Here is an 18,161-nt window from a genome sequence, read left to right as displayed (position 1 = left end):
GCGCGTCGCACTCAGCCGAAGCGCGAGCCCCACGTCGGGAGCGTGTCTCCCGGCGCGCTTGAGGCGGCATGGATGCCGCGCGCGATTGCCCGGCTCATGACGGCGGCCGCCGCCGCACCGGCGGCGATGCCGTCGCTGAGCGGGTCGGTTTGCGGCAGGCGCGCGGTGGAGAGTGCGAACACCAGATCGCCGTCAAGCGCGGTATGCGCCGGCCACAGCGCCCGGGCGAAGCCGTCATGCGCCATCACCGCGAGCCGTTGCAGCTCCGCCTTGGTCATCGCCATGTCGGTCGCGACGATTGCAATGGTGGTGTTGGCGCCCTCGCGCAGGCCGTCGAGCTTGGTGCGCGGGACGTCGAACCGCCCGCTTGCGTAAGAGGGCAGGCCGAGGCCGCCGAATTCCGCGTCGCGCTCGAAGGGGGCCGCCCAGAAATGCGGGGTGTCGCCCATGGTCGCGGAGCCGAGGGCGTTGACCGCGACAAGGGCTGCGACGGTCGCGCCGTTTTCAAGCCGCATGGAGGCGGAGCCGAGACCGCCCTTGAGGGTCGCCGTCGTCGCACCGGTACCGGCTCCGACAGTGCCGATCTCGAAGCTTTTCGCGGCGGCGCGCACCGCCTGACGGCCGAGCGCGCCATAGGGGTTGTCGTCGCCCCAGGCCTTGTCCCCGCCGTTTGCCAGATCGAAGAGGATGGCGCTCGGCACGATGGGAACGCGCACGTCGCCGACGGCAAAGCCCCGGCCCATCTTGGCCAGTTCCATTTGCACGCCGGAGCCGGCATCGAGACCGAAGGCGGAGCCGCCGGAAAGCACCAGCGCGTCGACCTTTTCCACCGTGAAGCGGGGATCGAGCAGCGCTGCCTCGCGGGTGCCGGGCGCGCCGCCATGGATCGCGACGGAGGCGGTCGCCGGTTCGTCCGGCAGGCAGACGGTGACACCGGATTTCAGTCGGGCGTCCTGCGCATTGCCGACCTTGAGGCCCGGCACGTCGGTGAGAAGATTGAGGGTGTCGGACATCGGGGCGTGCGGCTTGCGTCAGATGCGGTGGTAGGTGCGGTCGAGATAGATGAGCGCCGGACCGCGCTCGCCGAGCGACAGGGCGACGATCTCGCCGAAGATGACGGAATGGGTGCCGACCTCGGAGATTTCCGTCACCCGGCAGTCGAGCGCGACCCTTGCGGCGCAGAGCACCGGCGCGCCGGTCGCCAGCGTTTCCCAGGCCGCGAGCCGGAAGCGCTCCTCGGCGGGAAGGTCACCCTTGCCGGCGAAAGCGTTGGAGAGGTCTTCGGCGTGGGCGGGCAGCGTGTTGATGGCGAAAACGCCGCTCTCCTTGATCGCGGCGTTGATGCGCGCCTGGCGGTTGACGCAGACAAGCACCGTGGGCGGTGTGTCGGAGACGGAGGTGACGGCCGAAACGGTGGTCCCGGCGCGCCCGGACGAGCCCGCGGTCGTTGCGATATGGACGGCGGAGCCGAGCCGGCTCATGGCTTCGCGGAAGGCGTCGGCCTCGACCGGACGCCCGCGCGGCGGCGATTCGGATCCTGTGTTCCTGTCGCTTGCAGGACTGTGTGTCATGTCGTCCTCTCCGGCGTTTCGCCGTGTCTCCCGTCCACAGGTAGCCTATTGCGCTCCCCTTACAAATACGTTTCCCGGTCTTCACGGTTCAGTCGAAGGACCGGATCATGCGTTTTCGGCCGGTAACCATGGTCGCTAACCATAGAATCACTTCGGGACCCTGTGGGCATTCATTCGCTGTCTTCGGTCGCGTAAACTCTTTGGTAACGCTCCGAGAGGTGTTGCCATGCGCAAGATGATTTGGGTTCTGGTTGCCGCGTACACGGTGGTCGGCGTGATTTTGTGGACTGCCCCCGTCTTTGCCGCACCCGAGGTTGTGGCTTTTACCGACACCCGCTTCGCACCGGGCACCATTGTCGTCAAGAACCGCGAACGCCGGCTTTATCTCGTGCAGCGCGGCGGGGTGGCGCTGCGCTATCCGGTCGCCGTGGGCAAGCGCGGCAAGGTCTGGGTCGGCCGCACCTATATCAAGGGCATGCATGTGCGCCCGGCCTGGTCCCCGCCGGCGGAGGTGAAACGCGACCTGCCGCATCTGCCGGCCGTGATCGCCGGCGGCGCGCCCAACAATCCCATGGGGGTGGCGGCAATGACGCTCGCCGGAGGCGAGTATGCCATCCACGGCACCAATCGTCCCGGCTCCATCGGCCGGGCGGTGTCCTACGGCTGCATCCGGATGCAAAACCGCGATATTGCCGATCTCTTCGCCCGCGTGCGCAAGCGCACACCCGTTGTCGCCATCAACTGAGGACGGCGGGACAGGGCGCCCCCACGTCTAAGCGATCTTGCGTATTCAAATATTCGCACATTAGAATATTGTTGATGAACCACACCCGCTTGGGAGTTCATCATGTTGTCACTCACCGACAGAAACTGGTCGCCCTACGCCGCTGGCGTGGTGATCGGCCTTCTCCAGATCCCGGCCTTCCTGCTGGTCGATACCGCGCTCGGCGCCTCGTCTTCCTTCGTCACGGCCGGCGGTTTCGTCGCGAGCCTCGTCGATCCGGCCGCGGCGCAGATCGACTATTTCGCCAAATACATGACGGCCGGCAAATACTTCTGGCAGTCGGCGCTGGTCATCGGCATCGCGCTTGGCGCGTTTTTGTCGGCCACCCTGTCGGGGTCGCGCCGCGCCAGCTTCTCGCCCGCCTGGACCCGCATGACCGGCGTCTCCAGCCTGTGGGGGCGCATGGCCATGGGCTTTGCCGGCGGTTTCGTCCTGCTGCTCGGGGCGCGGATCGCCGGCGGCTGCACGTCGGGCCACGGCATATCCGGCATGGCGCAGCTCGCCGTCGGATCCACCGTTGCCGTTGTCGCAATGTTCGCCGGCGGCATTCTCACCGCCGCCATGTTCAAGAAAGTCTAGGAGACCCGGTCATGTCGTTACTCTGGCTCATCGTTCTCGGACTGGCCATGGGCGTGGTCTTCGGTGCCGCGCTTGAGAAAAGCCGTGTCATGGAGCCCGGCGTCCTTGTCGGCCAGTTCCAGTTTCGCAATTTCACCATGCTGAAGATGTTTCTCGCGGCCACCATCACCGGTCTCGTCGCGCTTGCCGTCTTGAACGGCGTCTTCGGCGTCGCACTTCATCCCAAGGCCTTTGCGGTCGGTCCGGTTCTGATCGGCGGCCTGATCCTCGGTGTGGGCATCGCGCTTGCCGGCGCATGCCCCGGAACCGCACTTGCCCAGGCGGGGGCCGGCTACCGGGACGCCTGGGCGATCATTGCCGGCGGGATCGGCGGCGCGATCTTCTACGGTTACGCCAAGGGGCCTATCGATGCGGCTCTCGGCTGGGGCGATTTCGGCAAGATCACCTTCGCGGATGTGTTTGCCGTGCCGTTCTGGGCCCTGGCGCTGATCTTCGCCGCCGTGCTTGCCGCTTTTCTGGTGGTTCTGGAGCGGTTCGTTCCGTCCAAGGATGACCTCGCGCAGGCGGAAACCATGCTTGGCGATCCGGCCTGTTCCGATGGCGGTGCGCGCCCCGCGCCGGCGGAATAGGACGTTTTCAGGCCTGATCCGCCTGGAAAGCGAAGCCCCCGGGAGCCTGTCTCTCGGGGGCTTTCGTTTTTTGGAAAGGCCGCATCCCGAAAAAAACGCCCGGCTTGCCGCCGATTGCAGCAGGAGGCACTGTCGGATCGCGAATACATCGAAAGATCCGGGGGCCTCATGCTTGGTGCATTGACGATCATCCTGTGCTGTCAGCTTGCCGGAGAGGCGATTGTCGTCGCCACCGGCCTGCCGGTGCCGGGTCCCGTGCTTGGCATGGTGTTCCTGTTTGCAGGCCTTGTCGTGCGGGGCGGCCCCTCGGCCGGTCTGGCGCAGGCGGGCGACGCGCTCCTGCGCAACCTGGCGCTTCTCTTCGTTCCGGCCGGCGTCGGCGTCGTGCTGCACCTGGGGCTTCTGGGGCGCGAGGGGCTGGCGATCTCCGTCTCGCTCGTTGTCTCGACGCTCGCGACCATCGCCGTGACCGCACTCGTCATGCGCTGGACGTTGCGGGGCAGGGACGGCGACAGCGACGTGGACGCGGCTCCTTCCGGTGGCGCGGGAGACGGCGCATGACCGCGCCGCTTGACGAGGTCTGGGTCTATCTCTCCGCAAGCCCGCTCGCCGCCCTCACCCTGACGCTTGTCGCCTATCAGGCCGGCTTCTGGCTCTATCGCAAGGCCGGGTTTCATCCGCTGGTCAATCCGGTGCTGATCGCGGTGGCGCTGATCGCCGGACTGCTGCTTGTGAGCGGCACGCCCTATGCGACCTATTTCGACGGGGCGCAATTCGTCCACTTCCTGCTTGGACCGGCCACCGTGGCGCTCGCGCTCCCGCTCTATCGCCAGCTTGAAAAGGTGCGCCGTTCCGCGCTTGCGATCCTTGCAAGCCTGCTTGCCGGGTCGCTCACGGCAGCCGTGTCGGCGGTGGGAGTCGCGATGGCGCTCGATGCCTCGCGCGAGACGTTGGCCTCGCTTGCGCCCAAATCCGTCACCGCCCCGGTCGCGATGGGCGTTTCGGAGGCGCTGGGCGGACTGCCGTCGCTCACCGCGGTGCTCGTCATCCTGACCGGCATTCTCGGCGCCGCTTTCGGGCCGCTGGTTCTCGATCTGATCGGTGTCAGGGATTGGCGCGCGCGCGGGTTTGCCATCGGCGTCGCCTCGCACGGCATCGGCACGTCGCGCGCGTTGCAGGTCAACGAGACGGCGGGCGCCTTTTCCGGCCTCGCCATGGGGCTGAACGCGGTCGCGACCGCCGTCCTGCTGCCGTTGATCTGGCGGCTCTTCTTCTGAACCGGATCGGCTTCAGCTTGCCTTTCGCGCCGTTCCCGCACGCAGCCAGCGGCGCGGGTCGACGTCCTCGGTGAAGCCGCGCGCCCCCGACAGCGCCCGGCACAGATCCTCCACCGCATCCAGGGAATGAACGGAGCGAAATTCATCGACATGCGGGAGCATGGCGCGCACGCCCTTGGCGCGGGCCTCGAAGCCCTCGAACCGCAACAGCGGGTTGAGCCAGATCAGCCGCCGGCACGAGCGGTGCAGCCGGTCGATCTCGCGCTCCAGATCCTCGTCCGTTTCGCGTTCCAGCCCATCGGTCACCAGCAACACGACCGGGCCGCCCGACAGCACGCGGCGCGACCAGTGCTTGTTGAAATCGGCAAGGGCCGTTGCGATCCGGGTGCCGCCGGACCAGTCCTCCACACCGTCGGTACAGGCGACCAGCGCCTCGTCCGGGTCCTTCATCTTGAGCTGGCGCGTCACATTGGTCAGCCGCGTGCCGAACAGGAACGTGTGCACGTTGCGCCGCTCTTCCGTCAGCGCATGCAGGAAATGCAGCAGGATCCGCGTGTACTGGCTCATCGAGCCGGAAATGTCGCAAAGCGCGACGATGGGCGGGCGGCGCATGTCCGGCTTGCGATGGCGCAGGTCGATCATGTCGCCGCCGGTCCGGAGTGAGGCGCGCAAGCTTCGCCTGGGGTCGATGCGTCCCCGGTTCGACGCGATCAGACGCCGTCTGCGGATCTTTTCCATCGGAAGCACCATGCGCCGGAGCGCTTCCGTGGCCGCGCGCAGCTCCTCCGCGTTCATCTGCGCGAAATCCTTGCGCTGCAGCAGTTCGCGCCCCGACACGGTGAAACTCGCGTCGATCTCCAGTTCCTCGCGCTCCTGCTGCTCGCGTTCGCGGGTGGCCTGAAACGCCTGTGCCACCCGTGTCTGCGCTGCCTTCGGCTTGTCCGGCTCGCTGCGCGCCGGCGCCACGGGAGAGAGGATGGAGAGAAGCTTTTCCACCAGCCCGCGCGAGCGCCAGTAGATGCGAAAGGCCTCGTCGAAGACGGCGCGCTGCTCGCGCTTGTGCACGAAGACGGAATGAAGCGTCCAGTAAAGGTCCTCGCGGTTGCGGATGCCGGCGACCTCCACGGCGCGCACCGCATCGACCACGCTGGCCGGACCGACCGGCATGCCGGCGCGGCGCAGCGTGCGCGCGAAATGCACGATGTTGTCGGCAATGCGCCCGGCGGTTTCCGCGCCGCCGGGTGCCTCTCCGGTGCCTTTGTCTGTCATATTTCTCAAACCGCCTTTGCGGCTTCGCGGTCGAGGTCCTGGCGGATCTCGTCGACGATCCGGCGGGCGCGCGACCCGCGCACCCGGTCGATGTCGTCCTGGTATTTCAACAGGACGCCGAGCGTGTCGGAGACCATGTCGGGATCGAGCGCGATTTCGTTGAGTTCCGTCAGCGCGGTCGCCCAGTCCAGCGTCTCGGCAACGCCCGGCTGTTTGAACAGGTCCTCGTCCCCCCTGAGCTTCTGGACGAAGGCAACGACCTCTTGCGCCAGACGCGCATCGGCGCCGGGCACCTTGCGCCGGATGATTTCCAGTTCGCGCTCGGCCGTGGGGTAATCGACCCAGTGGTAGAGACAGCGCCGTTTCAGCGCGTCGTGGATCTCCCGGGTCCGGTTGGTCGTGATGATCACGATCGGCGGCTCTTCCGCCTTGATCGTGCCAAGCTCGGGAATCGTCACCTGGTTGTCGGCGAGCACCTCCAGCAGGAAGGCCTCGAAGGCCTCGTCGGCGCGGTCGAGTTCGTCGATCAGGAAGACCGGCGGCCCGTTCAGCGACGGCTTCAGAGCCTGAAGCACGGGACGCTTGATCAGGAACTGCTCGCTGAAGACGCTCTTCGACAGGTCGTCGTGGCTGGCGTCGCCGGCGGCTTCCGACACCCGGATTTCCACCATCTGGGCCGCATAGTTCCATTCGTAGACGGCTGTGGAAACGTCGAGGCCCTCGTAGCACTGCAGCCGGATCAGGTCCCGGCCGAGCACGTCGGAGAGCACTTTCGCGATCTCCGTCTTGCCGACGCCGGCTTCGCCTTCCAGGAATAGCGGGCGCTTCATGCGCAGGGCGAGATGCAGGACCGTCGCCAGCGCGCGGTCGCCGACATAGCCTCCCTGTTCCAGAAGGCTCAAAGTCTCGTCGATGGTGTCTGGCAGCGGCTGCGAGGTCATCGGGTCTCCCTGCGTGTTGTCTTGCCGTGCCCGGCGCGGTCGCATCGCCTGGAGATTGCGACCGCCGGACTTTGCACGATCATAATCAGCTTGGCCGTCGATTGTCAGGTGGCGCGCACAGGGCGCTTCGACAAGGCGGGCACCGTTTTCGATGTGCGGCCAACGGGACCGGCCCTTACCGTCTCGGAATCACCAGGCCCGCACCGTCGCGCATCACTGCGCTGGCGTGGTCGGTGAACGGGGATCCGGCGCCTTCGTGCACGACAAAGCCCGGCAGAAGGCGCAAGGGCGCACGGCTGGCGCGCAGGGCGCGCACGAGCACGCGGGTCGCGGGCGCGCCGGCGCGCGGGTAGAGCGGGATCACGTCGATTGCTCCGAACCGGCTGTGCAATGCGGTGAGGATCTGGTCGAGGCCGTCGGCGCGGAAGACGAGGGTCAGCGACCCGCCGTCGCGCAGGATGTCGGTTGCCGTGCGCGCCCAGGGTTCGAGGCCACGTGCGTCCAGGACATGCGCGTCCGCGCGGGCGTTCGCCGGCGACATGCGGACCTGGCCGTCGAGATAATAGGGCGGGTTCATGATGACATGATCGGCGAGGGCCGGGACGAGGCCCGCCGCATGTCGGTCCTTGCCCCGGGCCGTGATGTCGGCTTCCATCACCGCAACCCGGTCCGCGAAGGCGCTGTTTTCAGCCAGTTCCAACGCGCCGCGGGCAAGAGCGAGCGCCGTCCTGTCCCGGTCGACCAGCGTGACGCGCACCTGGCCAAGACGGGCAGCAAGGCAGAAGCCGGCCGCGCCCGCGCCGGAACCCAGATCGATGACATGGCCCGTGACGTCACCGGGAACCGCTGCCGCCAGATAGACGGCATCGAGCCCCGAGCGGTGTCCGCCGCCGCGCGCCGGTTGCAGCACCTGGACCCGTCCGCCGAGAAAGGCATCGCGCGTCGTCGCGGCCTGGCCCACGGCCGGGATGTCGTCGGGTCGGGGCACTTGCCCGCTCACGACTGCTTGCGGCCTTTTTCCGGTGCCAGTTCGTGTTCCAGCCCGGCGTCGATCATCAGCCGCACGGCGGCCGGGCGGTCGTCCTCGTCGACCATGATCCGGCGGGCGATGATCCCGAGCGAGCCCTCGACCACGCTCATGTTGCCGTCCAGAACGATATGCGGAATCCCGGCATCCTTGAGCAGGGCTTCGAGAAAGGAAATGAGCACCACGTCATTGGTGCGAAGCAAGGGAACCATGGCAAGCCTTCGGGTCGTGCGATCCTGGAAGGGGACCTTAACGGAAATGAACGGGGGCCGCGACGCCCAAGCGCCCGCTTGGTGCCGGCACGGGAGATCTTTCAACACACTGTTGCCGGAAAGATGGCTTGCCGGATGCCGGGGGCAGACCTATTGTCCCGGCAACGTGAAACAGGAAAGGTCTTTAACCGTGGGCGCCGTCGTTCCCTTGCGCGAGAGCCGGTCGGAACCGGCAAGCATCCAGAACCTGGTCGAACTGACCGGGCCGGGCATGGAGGCTGTCAATCAGCTGATCCTTTCCAAGGCGGGGTCGAATGTCGACCTCATCCCGGAGATCGCGCGTCATCTGATTTCCTCCGGTGGCAAGCGGCTGCGTCCGATGCTCACCCTCGCGATGGCGGATCTCTACGGCTACACCGGCGACGGCCATGTCGGACTTGCCGCCAGCGTCGAGTTCATGCACACGGCGACGCTGCTGCACGACGATGTCGTCGACGAAAGCGACATGCGCCGCGGCAAGCTCGCCGCCCGCAAGCTCTGGGGCAACCAGGCGAGCGTTCTTGTCGGCGATTATCTGCTCGGACAGGCCTTCAAGATGATGGTCGATGTCGGGTCGCTCGAGGCGCTCAGGATCCTGGCAAGCGCCTCCGCCGTCATCGCCGAGGGCGAGGTGATGCAGCTGGGGGCCGCGCAGGACATCGCAACCTCCGAAGAACGTTACATGCAGGTGATCGAGGCCAAGACGGCGGCGCTGTTTGCAGCCGCCGCCGAGGTCGGGCCCGTTCTGGCCGATGCCGGAGACGAGGCCCGTGCGGCGGCGCGCGACTACGGCATGGCGCTGGGCCTCGCGTTCCAGCTTGTCGACGACGCGCTCGACTACGGCGGTTCGGCCAGCGATCTCGGCAAGGACATCGGCGACGACCTGCGCGAAGGCAAGATCACGCTGCCGGTCATTCTCGCGATCCGCCGGGGCGAAGCGTCCGACCGTGCGTTCTGGACGCGCTGCCTGGAGGAGCGTGACGTGCGCGACGAGGATCTCGCCCGCGCCATTTCGATCATGACGACGACCGGCGCCTTGGCCGATACGGTGTCGCGCGCCCGTGCCTTTGGCGACGAGGCCCGCGCCGCGCTCGAGCGCCTGCCCGCCGGACCGCATCGCGAGGCACTGGGCGAGGCCGTCGATTTCTGCATCGCGCGGCTGAACTGAGCGGCAATATCGGCAATTCTTGATGCCGAAATTGCAGAATTTGCGCGAAAACTTGTCGAGATTGCACAAAACGCGCCGCCGGAGACCGGCGGCGCGTTTTGTGCGCGTGCGGGGATAAGCCTCAGCCCATGCGCTCGGAGGCGAAGCTTCCCGGGCTTGCCGGGAAGACCACCGTCTTGTTGCCGTTCAGGAAGACGCGGCGGTGGATATGCGCGTGGATGGCGCGTGCCAGAACCTGGCTTTCCACGTCGCGGCCGAGCGACACGTAATCCTCGGCCGACTGGGCGTGGGTGACGCGCACCGTGTCCTGCTCGATGATCGGCCCTTCGTCGAGATCGCTGGTGACGTAATGCGAGGTTGCGCCGATCAGCTTCACGCCGCGCACGAAGGCCTGCTTGTAGGGGTTGGCCCCCTTGAAGCTCGGCAGGAACGAATGGTGGATGTTGATGATGCGTCCGGCCATTTCCTCGCACATGCGCGACGACAGCACCTGCATGTAGCGCGCCAGCACGATGAGTTCGGCGCCTGTCTCCTCCACGATCGCCATCTGGCGCGCCTCGGCCTCCGCCTTGTTGGCCTTGGTGACCTTGATGTAGTGGAACGGAATGTCGTGGTTGACCACCAGCTTCTGGTAGTCGAGGTGGTTGGAGATCACGCCGACGATGTCGATCGGCAGCGCTCCGATGCGCCAGCGGTAGAGCAGGTCGTTGAGGCAATGGCCGAAACGCGACACCATGATCAGCACCTTCATGCGGGCCGTCTCGTCATGGAATGCATAGTCCATCGCAAGCGGCTTCGCGCGTTCGGCAAACCCGTCCGACAATTGCTCCAGCGTCGTGCCCGTTTCGCTGTTGAAGCTGACCCGCATGAAAAAGTTGCCGGTCTCGCGGTCGTCGAACTGGGCGCTGTCGGTGATGTTGCAGCCGCTCTCGGCCAGATAGGTCGAGATGGTTGCGACGATGCCGCGGGTCGAACGGCATGTGACGGTCAGGGCGAATGCGCTCATCGGGATGTCCTGCTGAATGGAAACTCGGTGCGGTGCCGGATCGCGGTGAACCAATAGCCGCTTGAGCACAGTCTTGTCAGCATCCCATTGTCGCGCATCGCGAAAAGCGGCGTGCAACGGCGGATTTGCGACGGGTCAGCCGGCGAGTGTGCCGATCCGCTCGACCGGAGCCGCCGCGATCCACCAGCCGGGACGGTCGGCGTGCAGCGCGTGTTCCGCCGCCTGCGCGTCCTGAAGCGTCTCGAAGATGGCAAAGCAGGTGGCGCCGGACCCGGACATGCGTGCAAGCCGCGCGCCTGCACAGGCGCCAAGCGCCGCAAGCACCGCATCGACATCCGGTGCAAGGGCGCGGGCCGGTTCCTCAAGATCGTTGCGGGTGCTTGCCAGCCAGGCGCACAGGGCGGCGAGATCGCCAAACCCATCGTGGGGAAGGTCGGGGAGAGGCGCATTCGCCTTGGTCTTCAGGGCTTTGAAGACCTCCGGCGTCGAAACCGCGATGCCGGGGTTTGCAAGCACCACGGCATGTGCGGGAAAGGGCGCGAGCGGGGTCACCAGTTCGCCGATTCCGCCAATCCGCGCCGGTTTGGAAAAAAGACACATGGGAACGTCCGCGCCGAGCTTCGCGGCCAGTTCGGCAAGAATCGTGTCGTCGAGTTCCGGCGCCCACAGGTCGCGAAGCAGGCGCAGCGCCGCCGCGGCGTCGGCGGAACCGCCACCGATTCCCGAGGCGACGGGCAAGGCCTTCTTCAGCGCCAGCGCGGCGTCCGCATCGCGGCCAAGGTGCTGTGCCAGGCAGGCGGCGGCTTTTACGACGAGATTGTCTTCGCCGGAGCCGGAGGGACCGAGATCGCCGGAAAATCGGCCGGACAGCGAAAGGCCCGGCGCGGCCCCGGCCGGGGCCAGGCTCACCCGGTCGCCGATCGCGGGAAAGACGGCGAGGCTCTCGACAAGATGGTAGCCGTCGGCGCGCTGGCCGGTGACATGCAGGGCGTAATTGAGCTTGGCCCGCGCCAGGCGAGCGTGCGCCGTCGGTCTTGGCGGTTCGGTCATGCGTGACGCGTCAGCCGCCGTTTTCCTGCAGCTCCTGCCCGACGGTCGCCGCCGGGATGGAGCCGTCGTCGCTCAGTCCGTTCTCGATCTTGTCGAGGATCTTGGGCAATTCGTCGGGTTCCGGCTCCAGATCGCGGGCGTGGTTCCACTGGAAGCGGGCCTCAAGCCGACGATCGACCTTCCAGTAGGCATCGCCGAGATGATCGTTGATGATCGGATCTTCCGGGCGCAGCGCCACCGCCTTTTCCAGTTCGACGACGGCCTCCTCGTAGCGGCCGAGCTTGTAGTAGGCCCAGCCAAGGCTGTCGACGATGTAGCCGTCGCGCGGGCGTAACTCCACCGCCTTGCGGATCATGTCGAGCGCTTCGTCCAGTTTCAGCCCCCGGTCGACCAGGGAATAACCCAGATAGTTCAGCACCAGTGGCTGCTCGGGCGAAAGCGCGAGCGACTGGCGGAAATCGGCTTCCGCCGGACCCCAGTTCTTCAGCCGCTCGCGGCAGATGCCACGGTAATAGAACAATGCCCAGTGCTTGAGTTCAGGTTCGGAAATCGTGTCGATGCCACGTGAATAGATCTCGTCGGCCTCGGCAAACAGCTTGTGCGAGCGCAGAACGTTGCCAAGCGCGGTCACGGCGTCGAGATCGCCTGGATCCTTGTCGACGAGGGCGGCGAGGTGCGCGCGCGATTCGTCCAGTTTGTCCAGTGCATTGTAGTTGATGCCGATCTGGATCTCCGCGTCGCGCTTCAGCGGCGAGGAGGGCTGAATACCCTTGAGGATCGTGATCGAACGCTCGTATTTCTGCTGGCGGTCGAACAGACCTGCGAGGGCGATGGCCGCGACATCCGCATCGATGTCGAGTTGCAGGGAGAGCTGCAGGAAGACCGCGGCAAGTTCCTCGCCACCGTCTCGGCCAAGCGCTGCTCCCAGGCCATAGAGAACCTCGGCCGCGCCGGCGCGCGCGGTTTCCGCAATCCGGCCGATGTCTTGTCCGCTTTCGATCAACCCGCGGGTCTCAACGAGCACCGGATGGTCCGGCAGGATCAGATCATACTGGTCGAGAATCTCGATTGCCTTGCCGGGTTCGCCGCTCTTCGCCAGTGCCCGCGCATAGGCGTCGATCACCCGAAGGGCGCCACGGTCGGCCTCATAGGCGGACTTGAGATTTTCCAGCGCTGCCTCGTTGCGCCCCGCATGGTCCTGGATCAGCGCGGAATGATAGGCGACGAAAACCGTGTACCAGTCCGGCCCCTCCAGACTTGCGATGCGCGCGAGCGCGGCGTCCGTCTCGCCGCGTTCCTCAAGCGCCCAGGCAGCGACAAGGCCGGAGGTCAGCACGGCAAGTGGGCCGCGTCCGCCATCGGCGAGCAGGGTTTCGGTGAGGTCCGGCTTTCCCGCGCGAAGCGCTTCCACCGCCAGCATGAGCTGCGCCATGAAGTGGTCCGGCTGCTCGCTCGACAGACGTTCGGCCAGGGCAAGTGCCTCGGCCAGGTCGCCGTTGGCAAGCTTCAGCACGAAGGTGCGGTCAAGCAGATAGGGATTGCCCGGATCCTGCTCCAGCGCTTCGCCGAAAAAGGCGGCGGCGTTTTCCAGGTCGTTGTTCTGTCCGGCAAGGCGTCCCGACAGATAGCTGCCGCTCAGGGTCATCGGCAGGCCGAATTCCGTGCCGATTTGCGGAGAATCGGTCTTTGCGACGACCGGAGGAGGGGCCATCACGGCGGCGGCGACACTCACTCCGGCAGCGAAGAACAGACGGCGGGCGGACGAAATCGGAGGGTAACGCTTCATGATGTGAGACTTGCTTCCCCTGCTTGCGCACGCTTCGACACGAGTCATGCGTTCAGTTACCTAACCGAGGATGGCTTTATTGTGTCCATGTCGCAAGCCGGACGCTACGGGCGGTCTTCGCGGCCTGCGACTGTCGCGAGATATGGTGCGTCGGGGCGCGAGGGCAACGAGATAGCGCCGGCGGACTTGCCAAAACCCCTTTGTTTCGTGCACTGCATCATTTAAGTGGGAAGCGTCCGGTAGGGACGGGCGCCGCGTCCGGCTGACGGTTCGCGGGCGTGCCGGCAACAGAGGGAACTGCGCGCGATGACGACCAAATGGGTCTACGGTTTCGGCGACGGCAAGGCCGAAGGGGCCGCCGGAATGAAGAACCTTTTGGGGGGCAAGGGGGCGAATCTCGCGGAGATGAGCAATCTCGGCCTTCCGGTGCCTCCCGGTTTCACGATCACCACCGAAGTCTGTACCCATTTCGAGGCGCAGGGTCACAATTTCCCGGACGGGGTGCGCGCCCAGGTGGACGCGGCGCTCGAGGAGGTCGGCCGCATCACCGGCAAGCGCTTTGGCGACAGCCGCAATCCGCTGCTTGTGTCCGTGCGCTCGGGGGCGCGTGTGTCGATGCCGGGAATGATGGACACGGTTCTCAACCTCGGCCTCAACGACGCAACCGTCCCGGCCCTTGCCGAGGCCTCCGGCGATCCGCGTTTCGCCTATGACAGCTACCGCCGTTTTATCCAGATGTATTCCGATGTGGTGATGGGGCTCGACCATCATGCCTTCGAGGAAATCCTGGAAGAGTTCAAGAACGCCAAGGCCTACGATCTCGACACCGATCTGACGGCCGACGACTGGCAGGTCGTCATCGACCGGTTCAAGGCGCTCGTTCAGGAGGAACTGGAGCGCCCGTTCCCGCAAGACCCGCACGAGCAGCTCTGGGGCGCGATCAGTGCCGTCTTCCGCTCCTGGGAAAGCGCCCGCGCGATCACGTACCGGCGCTTGCACGACATTCCCAACACCTGGGGCACGGCGGTCAATGTCCAGGCCATGGTCTTCGGCAACATGGGGACCACCTCGGCAACGGGCGTGGCCTTTACCCGCAATCCCTCGACCGGCGAGAAGGCGCTTTACGGCGAGTTCCTGATCAATGCCCAGGGTGAAGACGTGGTGGCAGGCATCCGCACGCCGCAGGACCTGACGGAAGCCGCGCGCATCGCCGCAGCCTCGGAAGCGATGTCGCTGGAACGCGCCATGCCGGAGGCTTTCGCGCAGTTCGTCGATATCTGCGACCGGCTGGAAGGCCACTATCGCGACATGCAGGACCTGGAGTTCACCATCGAGCGCGGGCGGCTGTGGATGCTGCAGACCCGTGCCGGCAAGCGCACGGCGAAAGCCGCGCTCAAGATCGCGGTCGACATGGCCGACGAGGGGCTGATCACCACCGAGGAAGCCGTGATGCGTGTCGATCCGGCGGCGCTCGACCAGCTTTTGCATCCGATGATCGATCCGAAGGCGGAACGCGATATCGTCGCGACCGGGCTTCCGGCCTCGCCGGGCGCGGCGTCGGGCGACATCGTGTTTTCCTCCGACGAGGCGGAGGAAGCCAAGGGCGCGGGGCGTCCTGTCATTCTCGTGCGGGTGGAAACCAGCCCGGAAGACATTCACGGCATGCATGCGGCCGAAGGCATCCTGACCACGCGCGGCGGCATGACCAGCCATGCGGCGGTCGTGGCGCGCGGCATGGGCAAGCCTTGCGTGTCGGGCGCGGGATCGCTCAGGATCGACTATCGATCCGGGACGCTGACGGTCGCGGGCCGAAAGCTTGCCAAGGGCGACCGCATCACCATCGACGGCACGAGCGGTCAGGTTCTCGTCGGCGACGTCGCCATGCTGCAGCCGGAAATGTCGGGCGAGTTCGCCCGGCTGATGGAATGGGCGGATGCACATCGCCGCATGGAGGTGCGCACCAATGCCGAGACTCCGGCGGACGCGCGCGCCGCGCGCGGTTTCGGCGCGCAGGGCATCGGTCTGTGCCGCACCGAGCACATGTTTTTCGAGGGCGAGCGCATTCTTGCCGTGCGCGAGATGATCCTGGCGGAGGCGGAAGCCGGACGGCGCAAGGCGCTCGACAAGCTCCTGCCGATGCAGCGCGGCGATTTCACCGAGCTGTTCGAGATCATGCAGGGCCTTCCCGTCACGATTCGTCTGCTCGATCCGCCGCTGCACGAATTCCTTCCCCACAGCGAGGAGGAGATCGCCGAGGTGGCCGGCGTCATGGGCGTGCCGGTCGAGCGGTTGCGCGAGCGTGCGCTCGATCTGGACGAGTTCAATCCGATGCTCGGGCATCGCGGCTGCCGACTGCTGGTGACCTATCCGGAAATCGCCGAAATGCAGGCGCGCGCCATCTTCGAGGGAGCGGTTGCCGCCGGAAAGACCACCGGGTCGCCGGTCACCCCGGAAATCATGGTGCCGCTCGTCGGCATGCGCGCTGAGCTGGACCTGGTTCGCGCGCGCATCGACGCCATGGCCGAGGCGGTCGCGGGCGAGACCGGCGTGACCATCGAGTATCAGGTCGGCACGATGATCGAACTGCCGCGCGCGGCCCTCAGGGCCGGCGACATTGCCGAGGCGGCGGAGTTCTTCTCCTTTGGCACCAACGACCTGACGCAGACGACCTTCGGCATCTCGCGCGACGACGCGGCCTCCTTCCTCGGCACCTATCAGCGGCTCGGACTGATCGAACGCGATCCCTTCGTGACGCTCGACCAGGACGGTGTCGGCGAGCTGGTCAGCATCGGGGCGGAACGCGGCCGCGCCGTGCGGCCGGGCATCAAGCTCGGCATCTGCGGCGAACACGGCGGCGATCCGGCCTCAATCACCTTCTGCGAGCAGCTCGGCCTCGATTATGTGTCCTGTTCGCCGTTCCGTGTGCCCATCGCACGGCTTGCCGCCGCGCAGGCCGCGCTCAAGGCGTCGCGGACGGAGGGTTCATCGGCTGCATGACCCGCGTGCCGGACAGCCTGTCGCAGCTGCGCGAGGGCGGCAAGGCCGCCCTTGCCCGTGCGATTTCGGCGGTCGAAACGCATGCCGACAGCGATGACCTGCTCCGCTTCCTGGACGTTGCGACCCGCAGCGGGCGGGCACAGGTTCTCGGGCTCACCGGGCCGCCGGGTGTCGGCAAGTCGACGCTGACCAATGCCTTGATCCGCGCCTACCGGGCCCGGGGCGAGACGGTGGGCGTCCTTGCCGTCGATCCCTCGTCCCAGGTGACCGGCGGCGCGCTCCTCGGCGACCGCACGCGGCTCAGCACCGATCCCGGCGATCCCGGCATCTTCGTGCGCTCCATGGCCGCGCGGGACCGGCTGGGCGGCTTGTCCGACCATGCAATCGCAGCCGTCGTCCTGATGCGTGCGGTGATGGACCGGGTGATCGTGGAATCGGTGGGCATCGGCCAGTCGGAATCCGATGTCGCCCATGCCGTCGACACGCTGGTGCTGTGCATCCAGCCAGGTTCCGGCGACAGCCTCCAGTTCATGAAGGCCGGCGTGATGGAACTCCCTGATCTCGTCGCCGTCACCAAGGCGGACATGGGCGCGATGGCGCGCCGCGCCCAGGCCGATGTCGCCGGCGCGCTGTCGCTGGCGCGGCCCGCCGACAGCGCCCGGCTTCCCGATGTCTTGACCGTCTCCGCCACCAGCGGTGAGGGTCTGGAGGCGCTCGTCGGCGCCTGTGACACCTTCGGTGCCGCGGCACGAAGCAGCGGCCGGGGGGACGCCCGTCGGGCCGTGCAGGAGCGTCATTGGGTGGATGATGCCATCCTGCGCCGCTTCGGCCGGATCGGACATTCCGTCTGCGATGTCGCGGCGGCGGTTTCCGGTGCCGATGGCCCGTTTTCCGCCATTGCGGCGCTTGACCGGTCGCTGCGTGTCCGGCTCGGGCTTATCGCGCCCGGCTGAACACGCGCGACAGCGCGTCGCGGGCCGTGATCACGGCCGGCGGCCCGAAGCCGCGCAGCAACGCGTGGCGGCTGTTGCGATACCGGCTGCTGCCCGGAACATCCCGCGCGTTGTCGTCCGTGTCGAAAATCGAATAGACGAGCCCGAGCGCAGCGGCATTGACGACCCGGTGCGGATGGCGTGACCGGATCTCCTGGATCGCGCGTGTGTAGGCAACGGGTCCGGTGGTCACGATCGTCGTATCGAACCCCCGGCCGTCGCGAAGCGGACAATAGGCCTCGAGGTTTCGCCAGACGCGGTCGATCACGGCTTTCAGATAGGGGTGACGCGGGGCGCAGACGATGTGCCATTGCTGGAATTCCCGCGCAACGCCATATTGCGGCCAGCGCCCCCAGCCGCGATAGAGCGTTCCGGGCGTATCCTCCCATGTCGCCAGCAGGAAAGCGTCGTCGTCCCTGACGATCTCCCGCAAGGGACGGCGGGCGGTCGCCTTGATGTCGAGATAGACGCCGCCGCATTCGTAAAGCTGCACGTAGCGAAAGATATCGGCCTTCGCCGCGCCGTAGTCGTCGTGAATGCGGTCGAACAACGCGAGCCGGTCGGCGCCGCAGCCGCGCCGGATTGCGGCGCGCACATCGTCGTCGTCGTAGAGGCGATGCTCCCAGCCGGGGTTGAGCGCCTTCAGCGCCGTGATGTTGCGTTGAAGCGCCGGGGTGAGCGCAGACCTGCAGCGTATGGTCTGGTGAAGCACTCTTGGGACGGGCACGGCGCGCATTCCGACGATGAAGAGGTTGTCGGACGTTAGGGTGTGCGCGGGGCGGTTGCAAGTGCCTTGCATCGGGGACACCGCTCGGCCCGCCCGGCACGGGAGCG

At 66.6% G+C, this 18,161-nt stretch carries 18 protein-coding genes; 8 read left to right on the top strand and 10 right to left on the bottom strand.

Annotated elements, in window-relative coordinates; all coding sequences use genetic code 11:
• Positions 1-11: 11 nt before the first annotated feature.
• Together G572_RS0112615 and G572_RS0112610 are read right to left on the bottom strand one after the other, a co-directional pair.
• Positions 12-1,013, bottom strand: a complete 1,002-nt coding sequence (locus G572_RS0112615) for a P1 family peptidase (RefSeq protein WP_029058792.1) — start codon at positions 1,011-1,013, stop codon at positions 12-14.
• A gap of 18 nt (positions 1,014-1,031) precedes the next feature.
• Complete coding sequence (locus tag G572_RS0112610; RefSeq protein ID WP_029058791.1) at positions 1,032-1,481, bottom strand: flavin reductase family protein; 450 nt, start codon at positions 1,479-1,481, stop codon at positions 1,032-1,034.
• A gap of 316 nt (positions 1,482-1,797) precedes the next feature.
• On the opposite strand from G572_RS0112610, the gene G572_RS0112605 reads away from it, so the two are divergent.
• From G572_RS0112605 to G572_RS0112585, 5 genes are all read left to right on the top strand, one after another.
• Positions 1,798-2,316, top strand: a complete 519-nt coding sequence (locus G572_RS0112605) for a L,D-transpeptidase (RefSeq protein ID WP_037546812.1) — start codon at positions 1,798-1,800, stop codon at positions 2,314-2,316.
• A gap of 102 nt (positions 2,317-2,418) precedes the next feature.
• Positions 2,419-2,934 carry a YeeE/YedE thiosulfate transporter family protein gene (locus tag G572_RS0112600; protein WP_029058789.1) on the top strand — a complete coding sequence of 172 codons (516 nt, stop codon included), beginning with the start codon at positions 2,419-2,421 and terminating at the stop codon, positions 2,932-2,934.
• An 11-nt stretch (positions 2,935-2,945) separates the two neighbouring features.
• A complete protein-coding gene (locus G572_RS0112595; RefSeq protein ID WP_029058788.1) occupies positions 2,946-3,563 on the top strand; it encodes a YeeE/YedE thiosulfate transporter family protein in 618 nt (205 codons plus the stop codon).
• Between the two features lie 168 nt (positions 3,564-3,731).
• Positions 3,732-4,124: a CidA/LrgA family protein gene (locus G572_RS0112590; RefSeq protein ID WP_029058787.1), complete on the top strand. Its 393-nt coding sequence runs from the start codon at positions 3,732-3,734 to the stop codon at positions 4,122-4,124.
• Entirely contained in the window at positions 4,121-4,840 is a 720-nt protein-coding gene (locus G572_RS0112585; protein ID WP_029058786.1) for an LrgB family protein, read from the top strand. The genes G572_RS0112590 and G572_RS0112585 overlap by 4 nt, the downstream gene beginning before the upstream one ends.
• Positions 4,841-4,852: 12 nt before the next feature.
• Here G572_RS0112585 and G572_RS23680 read toward each other — a convergent pair whose 3' ends face one another.
• From G572_RS23680 to G572_RS0112555, 4 genes are all read right to left on the bottom strand, one after another.
• On the bottom strand, positions 4,853-6,109 hold the full coding sequence (locus G572_RS23680) for a vWA domain-containing protein (protein ID WP_037546809.1): 1,257 nt from the start codon (positions 6,107-6,109) through the stop codon (positions 4,853-4,855).
• A 5-nt stretch (positions 6,110-6,114) separates the two neighbouring features.
• Positions 6,115-7,050, bottom strand: coding sequence for an AAA family ATPase (locus G572_RS0112565; RefSeq protein WP_029058783.1), 936 nt, complete (start codon positions 7,048-7,050; stop codon positions 6,115-6,117).
• Positions 7,051-7,225: 175 nt separating this feature from the next.
• Positions 7,226-8,038, bottom strand: coding sequence for a tRNA1(Val) (adenine(37)-N6)-methyltransferase (locus tag G572_RS0112560; RefSeq protein ID WP_208979107.1), 813 nt, complete (start codon positions 8,036-8,038; stop codon positions 7,226-7,228).
• Positions 8,039-8,046: 8 nt separating this feature from the next.
• Complete coding sequence (locus G572_RS0112555) at positions 8,047-8,289, bottom strand: putative signal transducing protein (RefSeq protein ID WP_029058781.1); 243 nt, start codon at positions 8,287-8,289, stop codon at positions 8,047-8,049.
• A 190-nt stretch (positions 8,290-8,479) separates the two neighbouring features.
• On the opposite strand from G572_RS0112555, the gene G572_RS0112550 reads away from it, so the two are divergent.
• Positions 8,480-9,496, top strand: coding sequence for a polyprenyl synthetase family protein (locus G572_RS0112550; protein WP_029058780.1), 1,017 nt, complete (start codon positions 8,480-8,482; stop codon positions 9,494-9,496).
• Between the two features lie 121 nt (positions 9,497-9,617).
• Here the strand turns inward: G572_RS0112550 and purU are convergent, their stop codons facing one another.
• The 3 genes from purU to G572_RS23675 form a co-directional block, all read right to left on the bottom strand.
• Positions 9,618-10,502, bottom strand: coding sequence for a formyltetrahydrofolate deformylase (gene purU, locus G572_RS0112545; protein ID WP_029058779.1), 885 nt, complete (start codon positions 10,500-10,502; stop codon positions 9,618-9,620).
• A 135-nt stretch (positions 10,503-10,637) separates the two neighbouring features.
• A complete protein-coding gene (locus G572_RS0112540) occupies positions 10,638-11,552 on the bottom strand; it encodes a 4-(cytidine 5'-diphospho)-2-C-methyl-D-erythritol kinase (protein WP_051242294.1) in 915 nt (304 codons plus the stop codon).
• Positions 11,553-11,562: 10 nt separating this feature from the next.
• Positions 11,563-13,338 (bottom strand): tetratricopeptide repeat protein, encoded by a 1,776-nt coding sequence (locus G572_RS23675; RefSeq protein WP_208979106.1) that lies wholly within the window; start codon positions 13,336-13,338, stop codon positions 11,563-11,565.
• 306 nt (positions 13,339-13,644) lie between these two features.
• On the opposite strand from G572_RS23675, the gene ppdK reads away from it, so the two are divergent.
• Both ppdK and meaB read left to right on the top strand, forming a co-directional pair.
• The gene (gene ppdK, locus G572_RS0112530; protein ID WP_037546807.1) at positions 13,645-16,335 is read left to right on the top strand and encodes a pyruvate, phosphate dikinase; all 2,691 of its coding nucleotides are present in this window, start codon (positions 13,645-13,647) and stop codon (positions 16,333-16,335) included.
• Complete coding sequence (meaB, locus tag G572_RS0112525; protein ID WP_029058776.1) at positions 16,332-17,288, top strand: methylmalonyl Co-A mutase-associated GTPase MeaB; 957 nt, start codon at positions 16,332-16,334, stop codon at positions 17,286-17,288. Before ppdK ends, meaB begins: the two co-directional genes overlap by 4 nt.
• On the opposite strand, the gene G572_RS23670 is transcribed toward meaB, so the two are convergent.
• The gene (locus G572_RS23670; protein WP_169391313.1) at positions 17,272-18,054 is read right to left on the bottom strand and encodes a glycosyltransferase family 32 protein; all 783 of its coding nucleotides are present in this window, start codon (positions 18,052-18,054) and stop codon (positions 17,272-17,274) included. The two genes, meaB and G572_RS23670, sit on opposite strands and share 17 nt — an antisense overlap.
• Between the last annotated feature and the right edge of the window lie 107 nt (positions 18,055-18,161).

Origin of the sequence: Stappia stellulata DSM 5886 (assembly GCF_000423705.1) — a bacterium.
GTDB classification, from domain to species: Bacteria; Pseudomonadota; Alphaproteobacteria; order Rhizobiales; family Stappiaceae; genus Stappia; species Stappia stellulata.
Note: the sequence above shows the minus strand (reverse complement) of the source record. Positions and strands in the feature narration are given on the sequence as shown.

Coding starts and splice junctions, on each gene's coding strand:
- G572_RS0112615 (WP_029058792.1), bottom strand. CDS start 1,013: ATGTCCGACACCCTCAATCTTCTCACCGACGTGCCGGGCCTCAAGGTC.
- G572_RS0112610 (WP_029058791.1), bottom strand. CDS start 1,481: ATGAGCCGGCTCGGCTCCGCCGTCCATATCGCAACGACCGCGGGCTCG.
- G572_RS0112605 (WP_037546812.1), top strand. CDS start 1,798: ATGCGCAAGATGATTTGGGTTCTGGTTGCCGCGTACACGGTGGTCGGC.
- G572_RS0112600 (WP_029058789.1), top strand. CDS start 2,419: ATGTTGTCACTCACCGACAGAAACTGGTCGCCCTACGCCGCTGGCGTG.
- G572_RS0112595 (WP_029058788.1), top strand. CDS start 2,946: ATGTCGTTACTCTGGCTCATCGTTCTCGGACTGGCCATGGGCGTGGTC.
- G572_RS0112590 (WP_029058787.1), top strand. CDS start 3,732: ATGCTTGGTGCATTGACGATCATCCTGTGCTGTCAGCTTGCCGGAGAG.
- G572_RS0112585 (WP_029058786.1), top strand. CDS start 4,121: ATGACCGCGCCGCTTGACGAGGTCTGGGTCTATCTCTCCGCAAGCCCG.
- G572_RS23680 (WP_037546809.1), bottom strand. CDS start 6,109: ATGACAGACAAAGGCACCGGAGAGGCACCCGGCGGCGCGGAAACCGCC.
- G572_RS0112565 (WP_029058783.1), bottom strand. CDS start 7,050: ATGACCTCGCAGCCGCTGCCAGACACCATCGACGAGACTTTGAGCCTT.
- G572_RS0112555 (WP_029058781.1), bottom strand. CDS start 8,289: ATGGTTCCCTTGCTTCGCACCAATGACGTGGTGCTCATTTCCTTTCTC.
- purU (WP_029058779.1), bottom strand. CDS start 10,502: ATGAGCGCATTCGCCCTGACCGTCACATGCCGTTCGACCCGCGGCATC.
- G572_RS0112540 (WP_051242294.1), bottom strand. CDS start 11,552: ATGACCGAACCGCCAAGACCGACGGCGCACGCTCGCCTGGCGCGGGCC.
- G572_RS23675 (WP_208979106.1), bottom strand. CDS start 13,338: ATGAAGCGTTACCCTCCGATTTCGTCCGCCCGCCGTCTGTTCTTCGCT.
- ppdK (WP_037546807.1), top strand. CDS start 13,645: ATGACGACCAAATGGGTCTACGGTTTCGGCGACGGCAAGGCCGAAGGG.
- meaB (WP_029058776.1), top strand. CDS start 16,332: ATGACCCGCGTGCCGGACAGCCTGTCGCAGCTGCGCGAGGGCGGCAAG.